General features: G+C 39.4%; 22 protein-coding genes and 1 tRNA gene. 14 read left to right on the top strand and 9 right to left on the bottom strand.

Going from position 1 to position 22505, the window contains the following annotated elements; all coding sequences use genetic code 11:
* Nucleotides 1–2: 2 nt before the first annotated feature.
* Nucleotides 3–605 (top strand): Tgt2/MlaC family protein, encoded by a 603-nt coding sequence (locus F3H01_RS02295; protein WP_107691983.1) that lies wholly within the window; start codon nt 3–5, stop codon nt 603–605.
* Nucleotides 605–3049 (top strand): efflux RND transporter permease subunit, encoded by a 2445-nt coding sequence (locus F3H01_RS02290; protein WP_149724701.1) that lies wholly within the window; start codon nt 605–607, stop codon nt 3047–3049. Before F3H01_RS02295 ends, F3H01_RS02290 begins: the two co-directional genes overlap by 1 nt.
* A gap of 7 nt (nt 3050–3056) precedes the next feature.
* Here the strand turns inward: F3H01_RS02290 and F3H01_RS02285 are convergent, their stop codons facing one another.
* Nucleotides 3057–3632, bottom strand: coding sequence for a BON domain-containing protein (locus F3H01_RS02285; protein ID WP_149724700.1), 576 nt, complete (start codon nt 3630–3632; stop codon nt 3057–3059).
* 75 nt (nt 3633–3707) lie between these two features.
* On the opposite strand from F3H01_RS02285, the gene F3H01_RS02280 reads away from it, so the two are divergent.
* Nucleotides 3708–3805 (top strand) — tRNA-Sec (locus F3H01_RS02280).
* Between the two features lie 6 nt (nt 3806–3811).
* On the opposite strand, the gene F3H01_RS02275 is transcribed toward F3H01_RS02280, so the two are convergent.
* Nucleotides 3812–4471, bottom strand: a complete 660-nt coding sequence (locus F3H01_RS02275) for a molybdate ABC transporter permease subunit (protein WP_107812047.1) — start codon at nt 4469–4471, stop codon at nt 3812–3814.
* 8 nt (nt 4472–4479) lie between these two features.
* The gene (modA, locus tag F3H01_RS02270) at nt 4480–5178 is read right to left on the bottom strand and encodes a molybdate ABC transporter substrate-binding protein (RefSeq protein ID WP_149724699.1); all 699 of its coding nucleotides are present in this window, start codon (nt 5176–5178) and stop codon (nt 4480–4482) included.
* A 124-nt stretch (nt 5179–5302) separates the two neighbouring features.
* Between modA and F3H01_RS02265 the strand changes: the two genes are divergently transcribed.
* From F3H01_RS02265 to F3H01_RS02215, 11 genes are all read left to right on the top strand, one after another.
* Nucleotides 5303–6391, top strand: a complete 1089-nt coding sequence (locus F3H01_RS02265) for a nicotinate phosphoribosyltransferase (protein WP_149724698.1) — start codon at nt 5303–5305, stop codon at nt 6389–6391.
* 8 nt (nt 6392–6399) lie between these two features.
* Nucleotides 6400–6897: a chemotaxis protein gene (locus F3H01_RS02260; protein ID WP_149724697.1), complete on the top strand. Its 498-nt coding sequence runs from the start codon at nt 6400–6402 to the stop codon at nt 6895–6897.
* 112 nt (nt 6898–7009) lie between these two features.
* Nucleotides 7010–7825, top strand: a complete 816-nt coding sequence (locus tag F3H01_RS02255; protein WP_410470348.1) for a menaquinone biosynthesis family protein — start codon at nt 7010–7012, stop codon at nt 7823–7825.
* Complete coding sequence (gene fliQ, locus F3H01_RS02250; RefSeq protein WP_223154231.1) at nt 7822–8091, top strand: flagellar biosynthesis protein FliQ; 270 nt, start codon at nt 7822–7824, stop codon at nt 8089–8091. The genes F3H01_RS02255 and fliQ overlap by 4 nt, the downstream gene beginning before the upstream one ends.
* Entirely contained in the window at nt 8088–8885 is a 798-nt protein-coding gene (locus F3H01_RS02245; RefSeq protein WP_149724695.1) for a UDP-N-acetylmuramate dehydrogenase, read from the top strand. The genes fliQ and F3H01_RS02245 overlap by 4 nt, the downstream gene beginning before the upstream one ends.
* An 8-nt stretch (nt 8886–8893) precedes the next feature.
* The gene (locus F3H01_RS02240; protein WP_149724694.1) at nt 8894–9382 is read left to right on the top strand and encodes an addiction module antitoxin; all 489 of its coding nucleotides are present in this window, start codon (nt 8894–8896) and stop codon (nt 9380–9382) included.
* A 62-nt stretch (nt 9383–9444) separates the two neighbouring features.
* The gene (recA, locus tag F3H01_RS02235; RefSeq protein ID WP_087580781.1) at nt 9445–10542 is read left to right on the top strand and encodes a recombinase RecA; all 1098 of its coding nucleotides are present in this window, start codon (nt 9445–9447) and stop codon (nt 10540–10542) included.
* The gene (eno, locus tag F3H01_RS02230) at nt 10542–11792 is read left to right on the top strand and encodes a phosphopyruvate hydratase (protein ID WP_149724693.1); all 1251 of its coding nucleotides are present in this window, start codon (nt 10542–10544) and stop codon (nt 11790–11792) included. Before recA ends, eno begins: the two co-directional genes overlap by 1 nt.
* The gene (locus tag F3H01_RS02225) at nt 11789–12079 is read left to right on the top strand and encodes a septum formation initiator (RefSeq protein WP_149724692.1); all 291 of its coding nucleotides are present in this window, start codon (nt 11789–11791) and stop codon (nt 12077–12079) included. The genes eno and F3H01_RS02225 overlap by 4 nt, the downstream gene beginning before the upstream one ends.
* 5 nt (nt 12080–12084) lie before the next feature.
* Complete coding sequence (locus F3H01_RS02220) at nt 12085–12945, top strand: AMIN domain-containing protein (protein WP_149724691.1); 861 nt, start codon at nt 12085–12087, stop codon at nt 12943–12945.
* 68 nt (nt 12946–13013) lie between these two features.
* Nucleotides 13014–14075, top strand: coding sequence for a tyrosine-type recombinase/integrase (locus tag F3H01_RS02215; RefSeq protein ID WP_021091832.1), 1062 nt, complete (start codon nt 13014–13016; stop codon nt 14073–14075).
* 222 nt (nt 14076–14297) lie between these two features.
* Here F3H01_RS02215 and F3H01_RS02210 read toward each other — a convergent pair whose 3' ends face one another.
* From F3H01_RS02210 to F3H01_RS02185, 6 genes are all read right to left on the bottom strand, one after another.
* Nucleotides 14298–17288: a molybdopterin-dependent oxidoreductase gene (locus F3H01_RS02210; protein WP_149724690.1), complete on the bottom strand. Its 2991-nt coding sequence runs from the start codon at nt 17286–17288 to the stop codon at nt 14298–14300.
* Between the two features lie 13 nt (nt 17289–17301).
* Nucleotides 17302–18039 (bottom strand): 4Fe-4S dicluster domain-containing protein, encoded by a 738-nt coding sequence (locus F3H01_RS02205; RefSeq protein WP_149724689.1) that lies wholly within the window; start codon nt 18037–18039, stop codon nt 17302–17304.
* A gap of 193 nt (nt 18040–18232) precedes the next feature.
* Complete coding sequence (locus F3H01_RS02200; RefSeq protein ID WP_149724688.1) at nt 18233–19366, bottom strand: glycerate kinase family protein; 1134 nt, start codon at nt 19364–19366, stop codon at nt 18233–18235.
* Nucleotides 19363–20757: a GntP family permease gene (locus tag F3H01_RS02195; protein ID WP_149724687.1), complete on the bottom strand. Its 1395-nt coding sequence runs from the start codon at nt 20755–20757 to the stop codon at nt 19363–19365. Before F3H01_RS02195 ends, F3H01_RS02200 begins: the two co-directional genes overlap by 4 nt.
* 166 nt (nt 20758–20923) lie before the next feature.
* Nucleotides 20924–21892 carry a phospholipase A gene (locus F3H01_RS02190; protein WP_223155328.1) on the bottom strand — a complete coding sequence of 323 codons (969 nt, stop codon included), beginning with the start codon at nt 21890–21892 and terminating at the stop codon, nt 20924–20926.
* Nucleotides 21882–22457 (bottom strand): molybdenum cofactor guanylyltransferase, encoded by a 576-nt coding sequence (locus tag F3H01_RS02185; protein ID WP_087586027.1) that lies wholly within the window; start codon nt 22455–22457, stop codon nt 21882–21884. Before F3H01_RS02185 ends, F3H01_RS02190 begins: the two co-directional genes overlap by 11 nt.
* Between the last annotated feature and the right edge of the window lie 48 nt (nt 22458–22505).

Genomic DNA, 22505 nt, shown 5'->3' with positions numbered 1-22505 from the left:
ATATGAAAATTTTAAAAATTCTAACTATGATTTTACTTTTTACAAATAGCCTTTTTGCTATTTCAAAAGAGCAGATCAAACCTGAAGTAGAGATGAAAACAACAAAGGTTATTGAAATTTTAAAAGATACAAATTTAGACAATAATGCAAAGACAAAAGAAATTTTTGCTCTTCTTGATTCATTTTTCGACTATAAGCAAATGGCAAAGATTAGCCTTGGTAAACGTTACAACAGCTTAAGTGGCGATGAGCAAGCCAAATTTGACGCAGCATTTGAGCAAAAACTAAAAAGCTCATACATAGATAAACTTTTAGGATACAAAGATCAAGAGATACATATAACTGGCGAGAGCGAACCTCAAAAAAATAGATATTGGCTCACATCTGAGCTCATAAATGATGGCAAGAGCTACGAATTTGTCTATAAATTTTATGACGCTAAAGAGCGTGGCTGGCTCATTTATGATCTTGATATCGTTGGTGTAAGCATCATTCAAACTTATAGAAGTCAGTTTGGTGATGTGCTAAATAACGCTGATTTCAATACTCTTTTACAAAAGCTAAACGAAGCTGTTTTGCCTGATCAAAATAAAACCAACCCTTAATGCGACAAATTTTTAAATTTATCATTGCCAAAAACAAGCTTATTATTGCTCTAATTTTAGCTTTAAGCGTAGTTTTTGGCTATCTTAGCACTAAGCTTAGCGTTGATGCGTCAGCTGAAACGCTACTGCTTGAGCATGATCCTGACTTAAAAGCTTATAGAGAGATAGCCAAACGCTACGACTCACCTGGATTTTTAGTGGTTGCTTTTACTCCAAAAGATGATCTTTTTTCATCTAAAAATTTAGAACTTATTAAAAATTTAGGCGATGAACTAGCTAAAAACGATATGGTAAATAGCGTCATCTCTATAATAAATATTCCGCTTTTAAATAGTGTAAAAGGCGGGATTACTGGTATCTTAGATCATACTCCAACGCTAAGTGATAAAGATATAAATATTTCAAAAGCAAAGCTTGAGTTTGCCAAAAGCCCGATTTACAGCGGAAATTTAATAAGCAAAGATCTAAAAACCACAGCAATTGCTCTAAATTTAAAACAAGATGAAAAATTTAATGAGCTTGTAAATGAGAGAAATTTGCTTAGCCAAAAAGAGTCAAACGGCACTATCACACAAGCTGAGCGACTTAAGCTAGAGGCTCTTGCCTATGAGTTTAAAGCCTACCGAGATGAGCTTAGAAAGAGCGATCACGAAAACCTTGAGGCCATAAAGGCAACTATAGCTAAATTTAACGCAAATGACGAGCTATTCTTAGGCGGTGCAAATATGATCGCTGATGATATGATAGGCTTTATAAAGAGCGATCTTTTAGTCTATGGCTTAAGCGTACTTGCTCTTCTTAGCTTTAGTTTGTGGCTATTTTTCAGGCAGGTTAGATGGATCGTTTTACCGATGTTTATATGTGCTATAAGTGCCATTTTTACGACCGGAATTTTTGGCATATTTGACTGGGAAGTGACGGTCATTAGCTCAAACTACATCGCACTTCAGCTCATCATTACCATTTCAACTGTGATTCATCTTGTCGTTAGCTACCGAGAATTTTACGCAAAGCATCCAAAATATAGCCAAAATCAGCTAATTTATCTAACGCTTCGTGATAAATTCTCTCCATCTTTTTGGGCGATATTTACCACGGTTATTGGCTTTAGTTCGCTTATGAGCGCTGACATAAAGCCAGTTATCATGCTTGGCATTATGATGAGCACTGGCATTAGCGTTTCGCTTGTACTTGCGTTTTTGCTATTTGGCGCGATAAATGTAAATTTAAATAAATTAGCTCCCATTAGAACCTTTGAAAATAGCTTTAAATTTACAAAATACTGCGCAAATTTAGCCCTAAACTCAAGAAAGATTATTTATATAGTTTGTGCGCTAGTTGTCTGTTTTGGCGTTTATGGTATCAGCAAGATAAAGGTTGAAAATAGCTTCATTGGCTACTTTAAAGAAAGCACAGAAATTCGCCAAGGAATGCAAGTTATTGATACCAAACTTGGCGGCACGATACCAGTTGATGTGATAGTGAAATTTAAAGAACAAAAACAAGATAAAAATACTGAGCAAGATGAGTTTGAAAATGAGTTTGAAAGCAACGCTAAGGATGCAAAATACTGGTTTAATAGCTATCACACAAGGGTTGCTGAGAAGATTCACGACTATATAAAAGAGCAAAAATTTGTCGGACATGTAAGCTCGCTAGCAACCCTTATAAAAGCCATAAAAGAGCTAAATAACGGTGTAAGTGATGATTTTTTATTAGCTGCGATGTATGAGAAATTGCCACAAAATTATAAAAATATCTTATTAAGCCCCTATGTAAGCGTTGAAGATGATGAACTTAGATTTAGTATAAGGATCGTCGATAGCGACTCTGAACTTAGACGAAATTTATTTCTAAAGGAGCTTAGAGAAGGGCTAGCACAGCTTACTGAAAATGACAATGTAAGCATAGAAGTTGCTGGAATGATGGTGCTTTATAACAATATGCTTCAAAATTTACTTAGCTCACAAGTTGATACTTTTGGACTAACTGTCGCTATACTTTTTGTCATATTTTGCTTTATTTTTAGAAGTATAAAGCTAGCAACCATTGCAATAGTTTCAAATTTAATCCCGCTTTGCACGCTCTTTGGTGTGATGGGATTTTTTGGCATTCCACTTGATGTGATGAGCATCACGATCGCAGCCATTAGTATTGGTATTGGCGTTGATGATATCATTCACTATATCCACCGCTTTAAAGAAGAAATGCTTACAAAAAGCGTTTTTGAGAGCATTAAAGTCGCGCATGCAAGCATCGGATATGCGATGTATTACACATCGTTCACCATTTTTCTTGGCTTTAGTGTGATGATAACTAGCAATTTTATTCCAACTATATATTTTGGCTTACTAACCGATCTTGTTATGGTATTTATGCTTCTTGGCGCACTAATCATCTTGCCAAGCCTAATAGCAAGCTTTGTAAAAAAGCGCGATATTTAAGCTAAATTTATTTGATAACTTTGATGAACGAGTAGACATCTGCCACGCCATCAATATGCTTAGCGTACCAAATAGCATGTTTTTCTTGCTCAATGCTATCAACTACGCCACTAAATACAACATCGCAACCAACGATACTAACACGCACATTTGTTCCTTCGACTATACTATCTTTGAAAAGGTTTTGTTTTAAATTTGCAAGGATTTTTAGACTATCGCATGGATATTCTGGCTTTTTTATGCGAAGATAGGTGTAAATTTCTCGTACACCATCTGTATTTTTAGCTAGTTCTACTAGCTTATCTTCAAGCTCTTTGCTATCAACCAGCCCTATAAGGTAGACATCGCCGTAAAAACACTCGATCTCAATATCTATATTGCTAAGACCTTTTGAAAATAATATTTTACTTTGTAATTTGCTTTGGATAAATTTGTCACGAGTGATAGAGTAAATACCCCTTTTATCGCGTGAAATAGAGTACGCATCATATACATTTAGCGGCGCAGTTGCTGGAGAAAGAACCGAAGAACAAGAGCAAAAAAATAGAGCAAAAAATACAAAAACGCTAAATTTTAAAATCAGAAATCCTTTTGTAATTTCAAAAAGTTTATAGAAAATGGGCTAAAATTTATCTAAATCTGCTAGAATAACGCACACGGAGGATAAAGTAATCTGGTGATGCTCACGGGCTTCAAACCCGATGACTGGGCGGTTGACCGTCTGGTGGGGAGTTCGATTCTCTCATCCTCTCGCCACTCACTTTAAATTTTACTTTTATCAAGCAAATTTATAATCCCAAACAAAATAAAACTTAACACAACCAAAACAAGGCTTAAAACCAGCGCTTCATCACTTTTGCCATCGTATACGGCATTATAAATGGCAAGCGAAATAGTGTCGGTCTTTCCTATTATATTTCCACCAAGTATAAGTGTTATGCCAACCTCGCCAAGCCCACGCGAGATCGCTAAGATAAAAGCCGCTGCTACGCTTTTCGCAACGCATGGAAAGAGCACGAAAATAGCTGTTTGAAATTTATCTTTCCCAAGGCTGTATGCTGCTTCACTTAGGCTTTTTGAAAGTGAGCCAAGAGCAGAAGCGACAGGCTTTACAAATAGTGGTAAAGAGGCTATAAAAGCAGCTAGCACAAGAGCCTTAAAACTAAAAATAATTTCTAAATTTAAAGCCTTGCCGACGATGCCATTTTTACCAAGTAGATAAAGCAGTAAAAATCCAGTCGCAATGGGCGGAAAGATGAGCGGAAAAGTTACGATCATCTCTAAAATAGCTTTAAATTTAGCCTTTCCAAAAGCTAAATAATAGGCTAAAGCCAGCCCAAAAATGATAAGCAAAGCCCCTTGGCACAAAACGACCTTTATGCTTAAAAATAGCGGATCAAACAGCCAAGAGAGCTCTTGCAAATTTCGCCTTATCTTATGCCAAATTTAGTGTAAATTTCTTTTGATCTCTCACTTTTTAGCTCATTTAGAAATTTCTCACAATCAGCCTTTTTATCGCATCCTTCAAGCTTTGCAGCTACGATGTTTGCTGGAGCGTAAAGCGATTTGTCTATCAAGACAAAACTACCAAATTCATCTTTGTGTGCATTTAGTTCGGTCTGATTAATAAATCCAGCATCAACTTCGCCGTTTAATATATAAGTAACAACTTGTGGCACACCAGCAACTGCTAAAATTTTATCTTTTAGCTCGCTGCTTAAGTCTGCTTTTTGCATAAATTCATTCGCTCTTTTGCCATAAACTGTCTTTACGGCATCTGGGATAGCGATCTTAGAAAGAGCTTTTAGCTCATCAACTTTTTCTATTTTCACGCCCTTTTTGGTAGCTAGCACCAAAGCGCCTGAGCCTAAATTTACATACTCAGCGATCTTTAGATCAGACTTTTTCAAAAAGTCTTCATCGCCCACAATGACGTCAGTTTTGCCCTCTTTTGCCTGCGCCATGATCGCTGTGATGTTTGCAAAAGAAGTGTCGATATTTACGCCATCTTTTTTGAGATTTTGCGCGACTGCTTCGACTATCTTTTTATATCCACCACCCGCACTTACTAGCAAATTTTCATTGCCAAATGCAAATAGTGCAACCATTAGAAGTAAGAACTTTTTCATATTTTTCCTTTAAAAGTAAAATTTCAAGATTTTATAAAATATACTCTTATACATTCTTAAAATATATTTTTATAATTTTCACTTTTCTACTAAAATGCTATAATCACGCTAAAAAAGGACAAATATGAACGAACTTGAGCTAAAGATGCAAGGCAAGATAAAAAGGCTAACAGATAAGACTTTTAGGCTAGATCCAAGGATCGGCGAGGGCTACTTCACGGCGAAATATTTTTTAAAAGTAAATGAGATAATTAAGCAAAATTTACCAGATCAGCACGTGACGATGCAGTTTTTCCAAAGGCGTGATGATATCGTGCTTTGCGGCATTGACGAGGTTTTAGCCATCATCAATAAATTTGCCAAAGACCCAAGTGAGCTTGAAATTTATGCACTTAATGATGGCGATATAATAAATGCAAACGAGCCAGTTTTAAAGATAAGCGGCAAGTATGAAAATTTTGGCTTTTTAGAAAATGTGATCGACGCGACGCTTACTAGAAGAAGCTGCGTGGCGACAAACTCCAGAGACGTGATAAGAGCGGCAAATGGCAAGGACGTTTTTAGCATGGCAGACAGGCAAGATGACATCTGCACGCAACCAGGCGACGGCTATGCATCATTTGTAGGCGGTATCAAAAAGGTCGCCACAGATGCTCAAGGCGAGCTTACTGGGCTAAAAGGTGGTGGCACCATGCCTCATGCGCTTATTCAAATGTGTGGTGGGGATATAGTAAAAGCCTCAGAAATTTATGCTAAAACCTTTGAAAATGAGAAGGTCACGGCCTTAGTGGACTATAACAACGACGTGATCACAGATGCATTAAGGGCTGCAAATGCCCTAAAAGAGAGGCTTGGCGCGGTTAGGGTTGACACTAGTAAAAATTTGATAGATAAGTATTTTGAAGGCAAAGATACGAGCAAATTTGACCCACATGGCGTTTGCAAGGAGCTTATATTTGCTCTAAGAGAGGCGCTTGATAAAGCTGGCTTTAAATACGTTAAAATCGTCGTTAGCTCAGGTTTTAGTCCTAAGATTATAGAAGATTTTGAAGCTCATAACACGCCGGTTGATACTTATGGCGTGGGAAGTTATCTTGTCAAAAATGACATTTGTGGCTTTACTGGCGATTTAGTCGAGCTAAACGGCAAAGATGAGGCAAAATTTGGTAGGAAAAATTTCGCCTCAGATAGGCTAAAGAGAGTGAAATTTTAAGAGAAAAGATGAAATTTATAAAAATTTTAACGTTTCTAGCGCTTTTTCTAACCGCTTGCACCGCCGCAAACTACGCTAATGCCTTTGAAAAGGTTGGCATCCTTGAAGACGGAGTTTATCGTTTTAGCAAAAATGGACTTGGCGTCAAAAAAGACCTGCTTGTAAAGGTAATCTCTGTGCAAAACGCAGAAATTCCTCGCAAAAAGATCATCTCCATGCTAAATATCCCTAAAAAATCTAAAATAAACGACTTTAAAACAAACGATGCAGGCGTGATAGTCTGGCCATTTTACGAGTTTGAGGGCAAATTTATAACGACAATAATCGTTGAAAATATAAAAAAAGAAGATAGCGATCAAAAACTGATTAAGATGCTTGAACTTAAGCATCCGTTTTACTCGACGATCCTAGCACGAAGAAAGGGTACTAAAGACGCTATAGACGTGAAATACGTGCTAAATTTCAAAGAGGCAAAGCTGGTAAAATCGTTTAAAAACCGCCCTTAAAACTTTATTTTAAATAAATTTCATTAAAATGGCGTAATCAAAAAAAGGATCATCTTTGCACAATCTAAAAACTATAAACGTCGCTCACTCGCCTGATGCTGACGATATTTTTATGTATGCCGCGGTCAAATTTGGCTGGGTTAGCAGTAAAAATTTAGCCTTTACATCAAAGGCGCTTGATATAGAAACACTAAACGAAGAGGCGCTAAAAGGCACTTATGAAGCCACAGCGATCAGCTTTGCACTCTATCCTAAAATTTGCGATGAATTTGCACTTTTACGCTGCGCGGTGAGCTTTGGCAAAGGCTATGGCCCAAAGCTTATCAAGCTAAAAGGCAAGCAGCTAAAGAGAAATTTTAAGGTCACACTTTCAGGCAAAAATACGACAAATGCTCTACTCTTTCGCATAGCCTACCCAGAGGCAAGGATAGTTTATAAAAATTTCCTTGAGATCGAAAATGCTGTACTTAGCGGCGAGGTCGATGCTGGTGTGCTTATACATGAAAGCATCTTAAATTTCTCAGACCAGCTCTGTGTAGAACGTGAAATTTGGGATATCTGGAGCGAGCTAAATGGCGAAAATTTACCGCTTCCACTTGGTGGCATGGCACTTAGACGAAGCCTACCCATAACCGACGCGATCGAGTGCGAGAGAGTGCTTAGCGAGGCGGTTAGGATCGCCACTTCGCACAAGCCATTTTTATCTCACATGCTAATGGAGCGAAACCTCATCAGAGTTGGCAAAGAGGATCTTAAAGCGTATCTAAATTTATACGCAAATGACGAGTCAATAAGCATGAACGAAACGCAGCTAAAAGCGCTAAATAAGCTCTATCAAATAGGCTATGACAAAGGCTTTTTCGAAAAGCCAATCGACGTAAACGACTATTTAATTCCAACTGAATACAACGAAGTAAGGTTTAGCTGATGCAAAGTACGCTTGTCTCGCTTGGAGTTGAAACCTTTAAGATCGCCCTTTACATCAGCCTTCCGATGCTGCTAAGCGGCCTAATCGCAGGTCTTATCATCTCCATTTTTCAAGCGACCACGCAGATAAACGAAACCACGCTAAGCTTTGTGCCAAAAATTTTGCTAGTCGTCGTTGTAATCATATTTTTAATGCCTTGGATGATCTCGATGATGGTTGAATTTACCACTCGAATGCTTGATTTTATACCGGAATTTATCCAGTGACGAGGTTTGTTGATTTTTCTAAATTTACCTCGGTTAAGATAGGCGGCGTGCATGAAGTTTTTGAGCTTAATTGCCTTGATGATCTAAATTCGCCTGAATTTTTGGGTGCTGTGATGATAGGCGGAGGCAACAACCTACTCATCTCGCCAAATCCTCCCAAAATGGCGATGCTTGGCAAGAGTTTTGACTATATAAATTTAGAAATTTGTGATGAAAAAATTTGCCTTGAGATAGGCGCTGCGACAAAGTCAGCCAAAATTTATAACTTCTGCAAACAAAACAACATAGCTCACCTTGAGTTTTTAAAAAATATCCCAGGCACACTTGGCGGACTTATCAAAATGAACGCTGGGCTGCTTAAATTTAGCATAAGCGACAACCTCACGCATGTGCGTCTGGCTCGTGGCTGGGTGAGCAAGGATGAGATAAACTTTAGCTACCGCCACAGCGGCATAGATGAGGCTATTTTGGGAGCTAAATTTAAGCTTCAAAGTGGCTTTGACGCAAGTATATCTGAAGCTATAAGTGCTAAGAGAGCAAATCAGCCAAAAGGAGCTAGCTTTGGCAGCTGCTTTGTAAATCCTGAGGGGCACTTTGCAGGGGCGCTGCTTGAGGCAGTTGGGCTAAAGGGGTACGTGATCGGCGGAGCGAAATTTAGCGAAGAGCACGCGAATTTCTTGATAAATTTTAACCACGCAAGCTTTGAGGACGCCACTAGCCTTATAAATTTGGCAAAGGTTAGGGTTTTAGAGAAATTTGGCGTAGAGCTTAAGACTGAAGTTTGCATTTTATAAGGATGATGATGAGTGAGTTTTTGAGCGAAGTTTTTACCCTTTCACTTTTGTTTATAGCTATCGGTCTTTACGCTGTTTATAGGGCTAAAAAGGCGCAAAGCAAGCATGAGAAAAACGTGGCTAGTTATGATAAAAATCTGCTAAATTTTGCCAAAATTTTAGATGTTCAAAATCACATCGATCTAGTTAAATTTGATGAAATTTTGGCTGAAGCCTTAAAAGAAAAACTAATTTTTAAATTTAATAAATCCACCTCTCAAGAGAAATTTATCTCTTTTATAAAAGATGGAAATTTCAAAACCAAACCACAAATTTCACAAAATAGTATCGACGAAGCCTTTCTTACACTTTGCGCAAGCTCACTTGTAGAGCCACTAAAGCTTGCGATACTAAAAAACGAAGATCAATTTTATGGATTTTTGTTTGAAAAAGAGCATCTTTTTGCTCTTATTGATAGCGCTGCGCTGCTTGGCGAAAATATTATAATTTGCGAGTAAATCAAGTAAAATTCATCTCTTTTTAGGTAAAATCAAGCCAAATTTCAACTATAAGGTAAAAAATGGCAAAAGAAAAAGATAGTGACAAAAAGATAGCTATCCCAGAGAGCGAAGCGGACAAGAAAAAGGCGCTTGAGCTTGCGCTAAAGCAGATCGATAAAGCTTTTGGTAAAGGCACGCTTTTAAGACTTGGCGACAAAGAGGTTGAGGCTATCGAGTCGATACCTACTGGCTCGCTAGGGCTTGACCTAGCTCTTGGCATAGGTGGCGTTCCAAAAGGCAGGATCATCGAGATCTACGGACCAGAGAGCTCTGGTAAGACCACGCTCACGCTTCATATCATAGCTGAAGCGCAAAAAGCTGGCGGAATTTGTGCATTTGTCGATGCAGAGCACGCATTAGACGTAAAATACGCTTCAAATTTAGGCGTAAATACCGACAACCTTTATGTCTCTCAACCAGATTTTGGCGAGCAGGCACTTGAGATCGTTGAGACACTTGCAAGAAGTGGTGCGATCGATCTTATTGTAGTTGATAGCGTCGCTGCTCTTACTCCAAAGAGCGAGATAGATGGCGACATGGGCGATCAGCACGTTGGTCTGCAAGCTAGGCTTATGAGCCAGGCGCTTAGAAAGCTAACTGGAATTTTAAGCAAGATGAAGACAACTGTTATCTTCATCAATCAAATTCGTATGAAGATCGGTATGATGGGATATGGCACGCCAGAGACCACAACTGGCGGTAATGCGCTTAAATTTTACTCATCTGTAAGGATTGATGTGAGAAAGATAGCCACACTTAAACAAAACGACGAGCCTATCGGCAACCGCACAAAAGCAAAAGTTGTCAAAAATAAGGTCGCGCCTCCATTTAAAGTGGCTGAATTTGACATCATGTTTGGCGAGGGTGTGAGCAAAGAGGGCGAGATCATCGACTATGGCGTAAAGCTCGACATCATCGACAAATCAGGCGCGTGGTTTAGCTACAAGGCTGAAAAACTAGGTCAAGGCAGAGAAAACGCCAAAGCCTACCTAAAAGAGCACCCAGAAATTTCTGATGAGATAGTAGCGGCGATCAAAGGCTCAATGGGGATAGATCACCTAATAAGCAGCGGTGCAAAAGATGAAGATGATGAAACAAACGAAGCAGGAGATGAATAATGGTATTTATTGAAGATGTAGAAGCTCACGAGGTTTTAGACAGCAGAGGCAACCCAACAGTTCGTGCGACAGTTAGACTAAGCGACGGAACCGAGGCAAGTGCGATCGTACCAAGTGGCGCAAGCACTGGTAAGCGCGAGGCGCTAGAGCTTCGTGACAAAGACGAGAGATACGCTGGTAAAGGCGTTTTAAAAGCCGTTTCAAACGTAAATGAAAAGATCGCTGAGGCGATAATCGGCCTTGATGCCTACAATCAAAAAGCAGTCGATGCTGAGATGCTTGAGCTTGATGGCACGCACAACTACTCAAATTTAGGCGCAAACGCAGTCCTTGGCGTATCTATGGCGGTAGCTCGTGCAGCTGCAAAGAGCCTAAATATCCCGCTTTATCGCTACCTTGGCGGTGCAAACGCCAGCATCTTGCCAGTGCCGATGTTTAACATCATAAATGGCGGCGCACACGCAAACAACAGCGTTGATTTTCAAGAATTTATGATCATGCCATTTGGCTTTAGCACATTTAGCGAGGCGCTAAGAGCCGCAACTGAAATTTATCACAAGCTAAAATCTATCCTAAACGCAGCTGGACACAGCACGGCTGTCGGCGATGAGGGTGGTTTTGCTCCAAATTTAAAAGACAACGAAGAGCCACTAAAACTGATCTCACAAGCTGTAAAAGAGGCTGGATATGAACTAGGCAGTCAGATAAAGCTAGCCCTTGATGTTGCTTCAAGCGAGCTTTATAAAGACGGCAAATACGAGCTTGAAGGCAAGAAATTTAGTAGCGACGAGCTCATTAGCTACTACGAAAAACTTTGTGAAAAATATCCGATATTTTCTATCGAAGATGGCCTTAGCGAGGACGACTGGAGCGGCTGGGCTGAGCTTACAAAAAGGCTTGGCAGCAAAGTGCAGCTAGTTGGCGATGATCTTTTTGTCACAAATGAGAAAATTTTACGCGAAGGCATTGAGAAAAAGATCGCAAATGCAATCCTAATTAAGCCAAATCAAATAGGCTCAGTCACACAAACCATGCAAACTGTCCGCCTTGCTCAAAGAAACGGATATCGCTGCATAATGAGTCATAGAAGCGGCGAGAGCGAAGATGCGTTCATCGCTGACTTTGCAGTCGCACTAAATACTGGCGAGATAAAGACAGGTGCCACTTCAAGAAGCGAGCGTAACGCAAAATACAACCGCTTACTTGAGATCGAACTTGAGACTGGAGAGTTTTTGGGGGATAATATTTGAGCGAAATTTTAGACGAATATGGCAACACTGATGGCATATTTCATAAAATTTTAAAATACATTAGACCAACATTACGCTATGTCATAGCCACCATTTGTGTGGCTATGTTTGCTTTTTATGTAGGCAATATAATGTTTGGCAAACGCTCACTTGATGTTATGCTAAGCCTTCAGAGTAAAAAAGAGAGGCTTAGCGAAGACGTGGAAATTTTAAAAAAAATGAACGCGCGTCTGCAAAAAGATTATTTTGAATTACAAGGCCTTGAGCCAGACTTTAATAAAAAGTAGGAATGATGAAAAAATTTTGGTTAGTTTTATCTATATTTGCAGCAAGTATGTTTGCTAGAGAGAACCCATTTATGCCTATTAGCGAGCTAAATACAAGCGTTATGACAACAAATATCATAGAAAAATTTGATAGATTTGATTCTCTTTCGTTTAAATTTCCAAGCGATGCGGCACTTTTACTAGATGTCACCATAAGATATAGGGCGAATGACGGTACTATAAAGGAAAAAAGGCTAGCTGATATAAATAAAACTATCGATTACAGCGATGAATTTGCTTTAAATAAGGTAAAAAATCCAGAACCAGTTGTGGCAAAAAAGCTAGATGTTTCGGTCACAATGGCAAATATGCCTAGCCAAAAAGTAAGCACTCCTGTGATAATAGAAAAAAATGAAACTAAAATTTCAAATAAAGATAGAAATAAAACCTCAGATATGCCAACTCCAAGTGTTGTAGTGATCGATCTTAGCACAGACAAAACAAAAGAAACTACCACAAAGCCTGAACAAAAGGTGGTCGAGATAAAGATTGAGCCTAGTACAAAACCAGTTGATAGTGTAAAAAATGGAAAAAATGTTAAATTTCTAGGTTTTATAAGCTTTCTAGCCAACGGTAAAGAGCTAAAAATCGCTACAAAAGCTAAAAATTTAAAGCATTTTGCTTATGAGAAAAATAAGATCGTTCTTGACTTTGCAAGGCCGCCAAGAAGCTTTAAAACTAAGAGCTTAAAACTTGAAAATGAACATTTTAAAAATGTGATCATAGGCTGGCATGATAGATATTTCAGGGTGGTTTTGGAGCTTGATAAGATGCATAAATATAAGCTCGAAGCCGCTGAAAATGGATATTTGCTTAAGCTTTTATAGTTTTTGAATTTTATTTCATAAAATTTCAAATATAATACTTTTCAAAATAAAAATTTAAGGTTATTGGTTTGAAATACCCGCTTGATTGTAAAGATAATTTTGAAAACTCATTTATATTTTGGCTCACTCGCTACGTCAAATTTAAACTTAGCTCACTTTCGAATAAAGAGCTTAGGGATCCAAAGGCACTTGCAAGTGTGAATTACGCTCTAAGCCGCGAGATAAAAAACATAGACCAGCTTGATGGTTTGGTAAAAAGCGCGAGAAATGCGGGGCTTACTGGCATAAATACCTACTTTAATCCACTTAAAAAAATATATGAAACGATGAAATTTTACGAGCTTAGCAGCCTAAAGCAGATCGATGAAGAGCTGTTAAGTGAAATACTAGCTAGCACAACCGGCGGGCTAAGCGATGCTAGCAAGAAAAATTACCGCATCTCAGTGATAAATTTCTTTGCGTTTTTAGACAAACAAAACGAAGAGGATGGCAAGGCCCATGTTTTTGATATAAATTTAAAAAACTGGGGCGGAGTGAGCGGTAACAAAGGGCAAAAGTTGCCTGAGTTTATGGGCGAAGATGAGGTCAAAAAATTTCTTGATGCGATCGAGGAGAGCGATTTTAAGCAAAACTCAAATCGCAATAAGCTCATAATAAAAACGATAATTTTTACTGGCATTCGTGTGAGTGAGGCTCTAAATTTAAAGCGAAAAGATATCACTGAAGATGGCGATCTTTTTATCATTAGGATACGAGGCAAAGGCAACAAATACCGCATCGTTATGATAAAACGACACTTAATAGAAGCTCATCTAAATGCGATCGCAATAAATTATATCAATAAAGAAGGCTATCTTTTTATAAATAAAAAAGGCACCAGGCTGACGCAAGCCTACGTAAGCCGCATAGTAGAGCAGATCCTTTTTAAAGCTGGTATCAGAAAAGAGAAAAATGGTGCTCACATGCTGCGCCACACCTTTGCAACGATGCTTTACAAAAAGCAAAAGGACCTTGTTTTGGTGCAAGAAGCTCTAGGTCATGCAAGCTTAAATACCTCAAGAATTTATACTCACTTTGATAGCGATAAGCTAAAACTTGCTGCAAAAGTGGCTGAGGATCTAGCAAACTAGAGCGCTTAAAGCCAAAGCAAACTAGCAATACTAAATTTAACTCATGCAAAATTTAAAACATTATTTAACTATGAAACCCTATAAATATATGAGGAAATTTTAGCTTGCAAGCAGCCTAAAAGCTTGCTCTGTATCTAAATTTACAATCCACCAGTCAAAAGCTCTTACAAAAAGTGAAATTTGGCAAGCAAATTTTATTCTACTCGCCAAATTTATATCGGCCTAGCCGATCTTTCTTATCTTTGCAGGAAGTGCTTGTCTAGCGCAAGTGCCAACCAACCAGTCATTTAAACTAAATTCGCCATTTCTTTTTGGATCAAGAAGTCCAAGCTTATTATGATTGACCCCTTTTTCTAAATTTGCGGTCCCAAAAGCTGGCTTTCCATCGACGATGTGCGTTCTTATACCAAACTCATCATGACCAAATCCATGCTCGATACTAATAACCCCGCTAGCAACGCCATCTGTCACAAATGCCTCACCAACTTGCGCACCATAAGGTGTAGTCACTTTGACCTTATCGCCTGAGCGTATGCCTTGCTCGCTAGCCACATCTGTCGATATCCTTATGAAATTCTTAGGATGAACAGATCTTAGCCTTGGACTAACAAAGGTGTAGAAGTGCTGGATATTTGACTTTCTTGAGCTCACTGTGTATTTCCACTCAGAGCGTGGGAAAAATTTCTCAAGCGGCGTGCCGTCACTTGCTACTGGTAACATCAGAGTCGGCACTCCTGGCATAAATTCGCCAGTAATAGAGTGTCTATGTCCGCCAAGTGGCTCATAGTAGATCGAAGCTGGTGTAGGCGCTGGCACTTTTATGGTTGCTTTATCGCCCTTGTATGCATTCTCGTAGCTGTCATATCTGCCGCCTTTTGCTAGCACGTGCGCCACTTTTGGCTTCTCTTCGTCTTTTAGATAAGGATTGAGTTTTGTCATCACTCTTGATATCTTACTAAGCTTTTTGTCCTCGTCGCTTATATCTTTCACACCCTCGCCATCAAAGGCTAAATTTGCTAGTGCAGCCGCGTAATACTGCTCTTTTACGTCAAGGTCCATGAAATTTCCGTCTTTGTCTTTGAAGGCATTTTTGCCAAAGCCTTTTAGTCCAAGCCTCTTTGCCACGGCTATATAAAATGCCTCAACGTCGATCGCGCTACCGTTTTTATCCTTTGCCTGCTTTGAGCTAACAGCTGGATAGCGCACGACTGAAGTTTTAGCGATCGTTCCCCAAAGAGAGTTTGGAAGTGCCCAGTTTTCTAAATTTACTCCATCTGGCACGATGTAGTCAGCATAGGCGTTTGTCTCGTTCATAAAAGCATCGATGCCCACAAAAAGTGGTAAATTTTTACTATCTTTTAGTACGTCTAAGACCGCTCTTTCAAGTCCTGCTTGTCCGTAAAGTACGTTTGTCATGTAGTTTATGAAAACTTTTACTTTGTATGGATAGCCGGCCTTGTGACTTGTAAGCGTTTCGTTTACAAGTGGCATAGAGATAGGATACCATGGCTGAGTTGATGGATAGCCGCTGCCGCCAGCTGCTACTTTGCGCTTATACTCAGAGCTTGTTTCGTAGTATTTGCCTGATCTTGATAAATTTAGACCATTTGGTTTATAAGCGCCCTCAAAGCTCTCAAGGTCATATCTGCCCTTTAAAAACTCGTGTGTGCCGGCACTTGCATTGACATTGCCGCCTTTATAGCCGTAAGTGCCCATGAGCGTGTTTAGACAAAGGATCGCAAAAGTAGTCATACCAGCTTGCGTATGCATCATACCGCCATGTACGTTTGTGCTCACTTGTCTGCCATTTTTGGTGAAATTTTCGCAAAGCCAGATGATATCTTCAATGCTTACACCACAAATTTTTGAGTACTCCTCTAAGCTATGTTTATAAGCTGATTCTTTTAAAAGCTGCATTGAGCTTTTTACCTCGACTTTTTTGCCGTCTATTAAAATTTTACCTTTGTAGTAGAGCTTGGCTGGTTCATTTACCTTGTAGCTTTGTATCTTGCCATCTTGCGAGCAGACCTGCCACTCGTTATTGATAAGTACAAATTTGCCATAGTCTTTGTGGTCTTTTTCGGTAATGACTAGATGCGTGGCGTTGCACCAGTGTATCTCGCCTGCTAGCTTTGCCTGGTCTAAATTTGGCTGGATAAGGTAGTTCGTTGCGTATTTTTCATTTTTTATGATCCAGCGTATCATAGCCATAGCTAGAGCTGAGTCGGTACCTGGCTTTATCGCTATCCAGCGGCCTTTGTCCGAAGAGGCGTATTTTACAGCATTTGTAACACTTGGATCGACCACTGCGTAGCTAAAGTCATCTCTCGTGCCTCTTGCATAAGAGAGCATTTTTGCCTGTTTTTGGAAAGGGTTGCCACCATTTGACGGCGAAGTGCCCCAGTAGATAACAAATTTAGAGTTTTCATAGTCTGGTTTTGTATGTGCAAAGCCCTTTGCATTGTGCGCGATCTTGCCGCCGACCCTAAAGCCGCCGCCGCAAATTCCGCCGTGTGAGTAGTGATTTATAGTGCCAAATGACTTTTTGACAAAGCGATCAACGATGTCAGAGCGCCCGTCATATAGATAAAAACTTAAAAATTGATTGCGTTTGGTACCGTACTCTGGGTTTTCGCTGTCGATTAGCTCATCGCTATATATTGCTCTTAGCCCATCAACATGCCCCTCACCAAAGAGATCTCCGCCCTCCACTACCTCTTCTACTAGCTGCTCAAAGCTTATGCTCTTCCACTTTCCCTCACCCCTTTTACCAACTCTCTTTAGTGGCGTTAGTATCCTTGCAGGTGAGTCTATCATCTCAGGCAATATCGCTCCTCTAGCGCAAACTGTGGCTCGCTTTTCGTCTTCGCCACTTAGTGTTGTGGCAAGAAGTGCGTCATTTATCGATGTGTCAAAATTTGCCCAGTGTACGTTTGAGAGTGGGTGGTATGGGTTGCCACTACATCTTAAAACGCGGTCGTTTTTGTCGTCTACGTGAAGTCTTATGCCACACTTCGTCGTACAGCCATGGCACATCGAAAAAATAACACTATGTCCATCACTAAGTGAAATTTTGCCGTCCTTTACTCGAAATTCAGGCTCTAGTGAGTTTGCCTGCGGTTTATAGTCGTCCTTATCTTCATCTGCCAGCATAGCACTCGTGGTTAGTGTTGAGAGCACGGCTGATCTTTTTAAAAATTCTCTTCTTTGCATTACTTATTTCCTTTTACTGTGCTATCTCTTCGCTCCAGCTGATAACCTTTTTATATCCATTATCAAGCTCGAGTTTCTTATCGTTTTTAGCCAAAATCTCACTAACGCCGTGGTAGAAAACCTGCGGATTTGTATTTTTAGGGCTATCTATGACCATAGTCTCGTGTGTGGCTAGAAATTTTCTGATATTTGAGTTAGGATCATTAAGATCGCCTATTATACGGCTACCGCCCACACAGCTCTCTACGCATGCTGGCTGAAGCCCTGCTCTTAGTCTGTGGTCACAAAAAGTACATTTATCAGCCTTGTAGGTATGTAGGCTAAGATATCTTGCGTGATATGGACAGGCCTCTACGCAAAGCGCACAGCCTATGCACTCTTTTGTATCAATCTTTACTATGCCATTACTTCTTTGATGGCTAGCACCAGTTGGACAAACACTAATACAGGCTGGATTGTTGCAGTGGTTGCAAAGCCTTGGAAGTGACGCAATGACTGCCATTTTACCGCTTTTATCCTTTGCCTCGTACTCGGAAACAATGGTTCTAAAAGCACCTGGCTGAACGTCGTTTTCCAACATACAGCTCATAGTACATGACTGACAGCCAACACATCTTGTTAGATCTATCGCCATGCCGTAGCGAACGCCACTACCACTAAAGTCCTTTGGTGATGCCTTTAGCGCGGTCGTAGCAAAAAATAATCCTGCAGCTGCAATGAAGCTGCGACGAGAATTTAAGGTCTGTTGCATAAAAATTCTCCTTTCTTTTTAGAATTTTTTCTTATTTTAACATAGTAAATATTTTTTCTAAAGTTTATTTTATATTTTTGCAAAATGTATTAAATTTTGAGAATTTTTGTAGCACTTAAAAGATAGAATTTGGATAGTAAAATTTAGAAAGAAGTGGAAAAAAGATAGAAAATAAACTTCTATCTTCTTAAATTTATGCTTTGTAGTTTAGCATATAAAGGCGAATGGCTTGCTCCGCTGTCATCTTTAAATTTCTAATCGCAACATCTTTTCTCATCGCTTCTTCAAGACTCACTGGCTCATTTAATATACAAAAATAGGCATCAATCCCATTTTTGTGGCAATCTTTGGCACATTTTTGCACGCTTCCAGCAAATGCAATCACTGGCTTATGATACTTTTTGGCTAGTTTTGCAACCCCAGTTGGTGTCTTGCCCATTGAGCTTTGAAAGTCCATGCGGCCTTCACCAGTGATGACTAGATCAGCCTTTTTGATCTCATCTTCAAGTGCAATAGTCTGCGTAATGATCTCAATACCTGGGCGAAGTTTCGCTCCTAAAAATGCCACGAATGCAAAGCCAAGTCCGCCAGCGGCACCAGCACCTTTTTGTGTGTGAAATTTACTATTAGTCTTTTCCTTTACAAGAGTTGCAAAGTGTTTTAGCCCATCATCAAGCTCTTTTACCATACGGCCATTTGCACCCTTTTGAGGGGCATAAACATGGGCTGCTCCATTCATGCCATAAAGCGGATTATCTACATCGCAGGCGATTAAAAACTCGCACTCCTTTAGCTCTTTTAGTGCCTCTTCATCTGTAAACTCATAAATTTTGGCTAAATTTTCGCCTTTTCCTTCAAGTAAAGCACCATCTTTATCATAAAATTTAAAGCCAAGTGCGCTAAGCATGCCTGTACCAGCGTCATTTGTCGCACTTCCACCGATGCCAATGATAAATTTTCTAGCGCCTTTAGCAATGGCATCTTTTATCATCTGACCAAAACCAAATGTACTAGTTTTTAGTGGATTTCTCTCATCTGGATTTATGAGTGTAAGGCCCGAAGCACTTGACATTTCAAGTATTGCAAGGTCATCTTTTAGTGCATATCTAGCTAAAATTTCAATTCCAAGTGGATTTTTAACTATCGTATCTATAAATTTCGCACCAAGTGCATCAGCCATCGCCTCTACACTACCCTCGCCACCATCTGCGATAGGCTTGACAACGACCTCACAGCCGATCTCTTCTAGTCCTTCTTTTACAGCAAGGCCCGCCTCAAGCGAGCTAAGCGAGCCTTTTAATGAATCAATCGCAACTAAAATTTTCATAAAAGCACCAAATATAATATGTAAACGCTAATTATACCAACGATACCCATTATAAACGTCATAGCTGTTTGTGTGCGATATCCTTGTTCTGCGCTCATCTTACTAAAATTTGTCACAACCCAGAAGTAGCTGTCATTTGCGTGAGATACGCACATCGCACCAGATGCTATTGCCATGACGCAAAGTGCAGCTGAAAGCTCGGTCGTAAAGCCAAGTGTATGCATGAGCGAGTTATCAGCGCTAAATGCGCCCATGATAGATGCTGTCGTGATGATAGCCACGGTCGAGCTTCCTTGAGCGGTTTTTAGTACGGCTGAGATAATGAATGGGAAGAAAATTCCTATTGCTTTTATGGCGGTTGCGTTTTCTTTTATGAAATTTACAAAGCCGGCCTCAGTGATGACGTTGCCCAAAACACCGCCAGCTGCTGTGATAAAGAGTATCGGTCCAGCGATCTTTAAAGACTCGTTTGTGATGTGGTCAAATTCTCTTATTTTTCTGGCTTCGACTAATAAAAATACGCAAAAGATCACGCCGATTGCAAGAGCAATGATAGGATTTCCTAAAAATAAAAGTATCTTTGGTAAGAGAGCCATTTTATCAAACATGCCTTGTTTTGCTAAAACATCGACAATAGAACCAATCGCCATAAAGATGATAGGCATGATGATAGGTGCAAGGCTCAAAAATCCACTAGGTAGCGTGCCAAATTTCTTTAAAAGATCTTCATAGCTAGCTGTGATGGTAGCGTCAGCATCTTTGTCGCTGATAGTCACACTTTTGCCAACACTCTTTGAAAAGAAATAAACAGCTATCAACACAGGCACTGAAACGACTGTTCCCATGATGATGACAAGGAGTAAATTTCCGCCAAGACCAAGTGTTCCTGCAGCTGCTATTGGACCAGGGGTTGGCGGGATAAAGACGTGAGATGCGTATAGACCGCCACTAAGTGCGACTGACATCGCGACTGGGCTTGCTGAAATTTTCTTATAAAGTGCCTCGCGAATAGAGTTTAAAACGACAAATCCACTATCACAAAATACCGGAATGCCGACAACCCAGCCCATGATGAGCATAGCAAGCTCTGGACGCTTTTGTCCGACTAACTTTACGACCATATCAGCTAGCTTTAAAGCAGCTCCCGTTTTTTCAAGCACAGTGCCAATGATCGTTCCAAAGATAATAACGATACCGATACTCTTAAATGTGCCACTAAAACCGACACCTATCATCGCTGGGATCTTGGACAGATCAATGCCTGCGACGATCGCAAGAACTAAAGATATGCTCATAAGTGCCAAAAATGGATGCACTTTTAGCTTAGAGATCATAACGATCATAAGTATGATGGCTACAACAAAACAGACAATTAGTGAGATTCCACTCATAAAAACTCCTTTGCTCTGAGATTTTGCTTAAGATTTTAGCAAAATTTGCTTGTATCTTTTCTAATATTTTTAAGTTTTTTGATTAATTAAAATTTTTTGACATATTTGAGTAAATTTATGACTATTTGCCTAAATTTAGCCATTTTATAAGTTTAAAATTTTTATCTTATTTTAAAATAACAAAACCAAGACCAAATTTATCAGTATGCCTATTATAATCAATCAAACTCTCGCCATATCCAGTAAAATACTGCAAATAGCCATAAACTCCGGTTGAGAAGATAGGAAACATATATGAAATTTCAGCAGCACCTTTATTTGTTTTATCAAAATGTAAGTTATTTCTTAGCATCAGGCTAAAAATGTGATCATTAAGGTTGTAGCTAAGCCTTACATCGCCGTGTCCTATGTATTTTAATATATCTTTATTATCGCCCTTATTGCCCACTACCATCCAAGCTCTTGGCGAAATACTAAGCTTGCCAAAAACAAAATCACTTTGCACATAAGCTCTATTCCAGCTTCTTGAATTGCTACCATCTCGTCCATTTGACTCATGCAAAAGTCCAAATTTTAGGTTTTTTACACCTATTTGCTCCAAATATTTTGGAGAAGCAAAATTTAGAAAAATTTCTGGCTGATAGTTCGTCTCACGAAATGGCGCTGAAGTTCTTGTTATCTGCCACCAAGATGTCTGGGTGTAGGCTGCTACAAGGCTCTCTCTAAGCCCAAATAGGTCATAAAATAACGGCTTTGCAAGGCTTATTTGAAACTTAGTTTCAACGCTTTTTCGCTCATCATTTGGCACATTTTTAGCATAAGTTACTGGTAAAAGGTAGTTAAATTTATAAAGCTCAATACCAAGTGCATTTTGTAAATTTTTACCACTTTTATCTTCTCTTAAAAGATCAGCTTGCTTTAGCTTTGCCTCTCTTGGCGCTGGCTCACTCTCTTGCACATTTTGTATCACGCTTTGCTCGTTTAAAGAGCTTTTGGCTAGCTCTTTATAAATTTGCATCGCAGCCTTTATGTCGCCACTTTGCTCCAGCTCTTGTGCTCTTTTAAAATCGTCCAGTCCACTTGCCATCAAAAAACTAAGGCCAAGGCTTAAAAATAATAAAATTTTACTCATCATCTATCTTCTTTTCTTGGATTTTCTTTGCCATTTCGTATTCGTCAGGGAAATTTACGTTAAAAAACTGCTCACTATCTTTAAAATTTACGACTTTGCATTTACAGCTTTTTCTCAAAAGTCCGATTTTATGCTCATTTTTTAAATAAAACTCATGAGCCAAAGTGGCAAGCCTTGGGCTAAAAAAACCACAAAGCGAGTGAATGTGCTCATTATCACTAGCCACAACCATGTCAAATTCATCTTTAAATTTAACAAGCTCCTCTAAGCTTTTAAGATCAAAAAATGGCATATCGGCTGGGATCACAAAAACACTATGATCAAAATTTTTAAGAATGGAGTAAAGTGCGAGCATTGGCGAATAGTTATTGCTATTTTCATCTTTTATAAGCTTTAGTGGCGGGCTAAATTTCTCAAATTTCGAGCTTACATAAACTTCGCCAAAAACTTTGCTAAATTTCGCAACCTCATAATGAGTAAGCGTCTTAAAACCACCAAATGGCAAAAGTGTCTTATCTTGCCCCATACGCGAGCTTTTGCCACCTGCTAAAATCACGCAAGTTTGCATCTTTTCCCTTAAGAAAGTTATGAGGCTAAATTTAGCTAAAAGCGGCTT

This window comes from Campylobacter concisus (assembly GCF_902460875.1).
GTDB classification, from domain to species: domain Bacteria; phylum Campylobacterota; class Campylobacteria; order Campylobacterales; family Campylobacteraceae; genus Campylobacter_A; species Campylobacter_A concisus_AA.
Note: the sequence above shows the minus strand (reverse complement) of the source record. Positions and strands in the feature narration are given on the sequence as shown.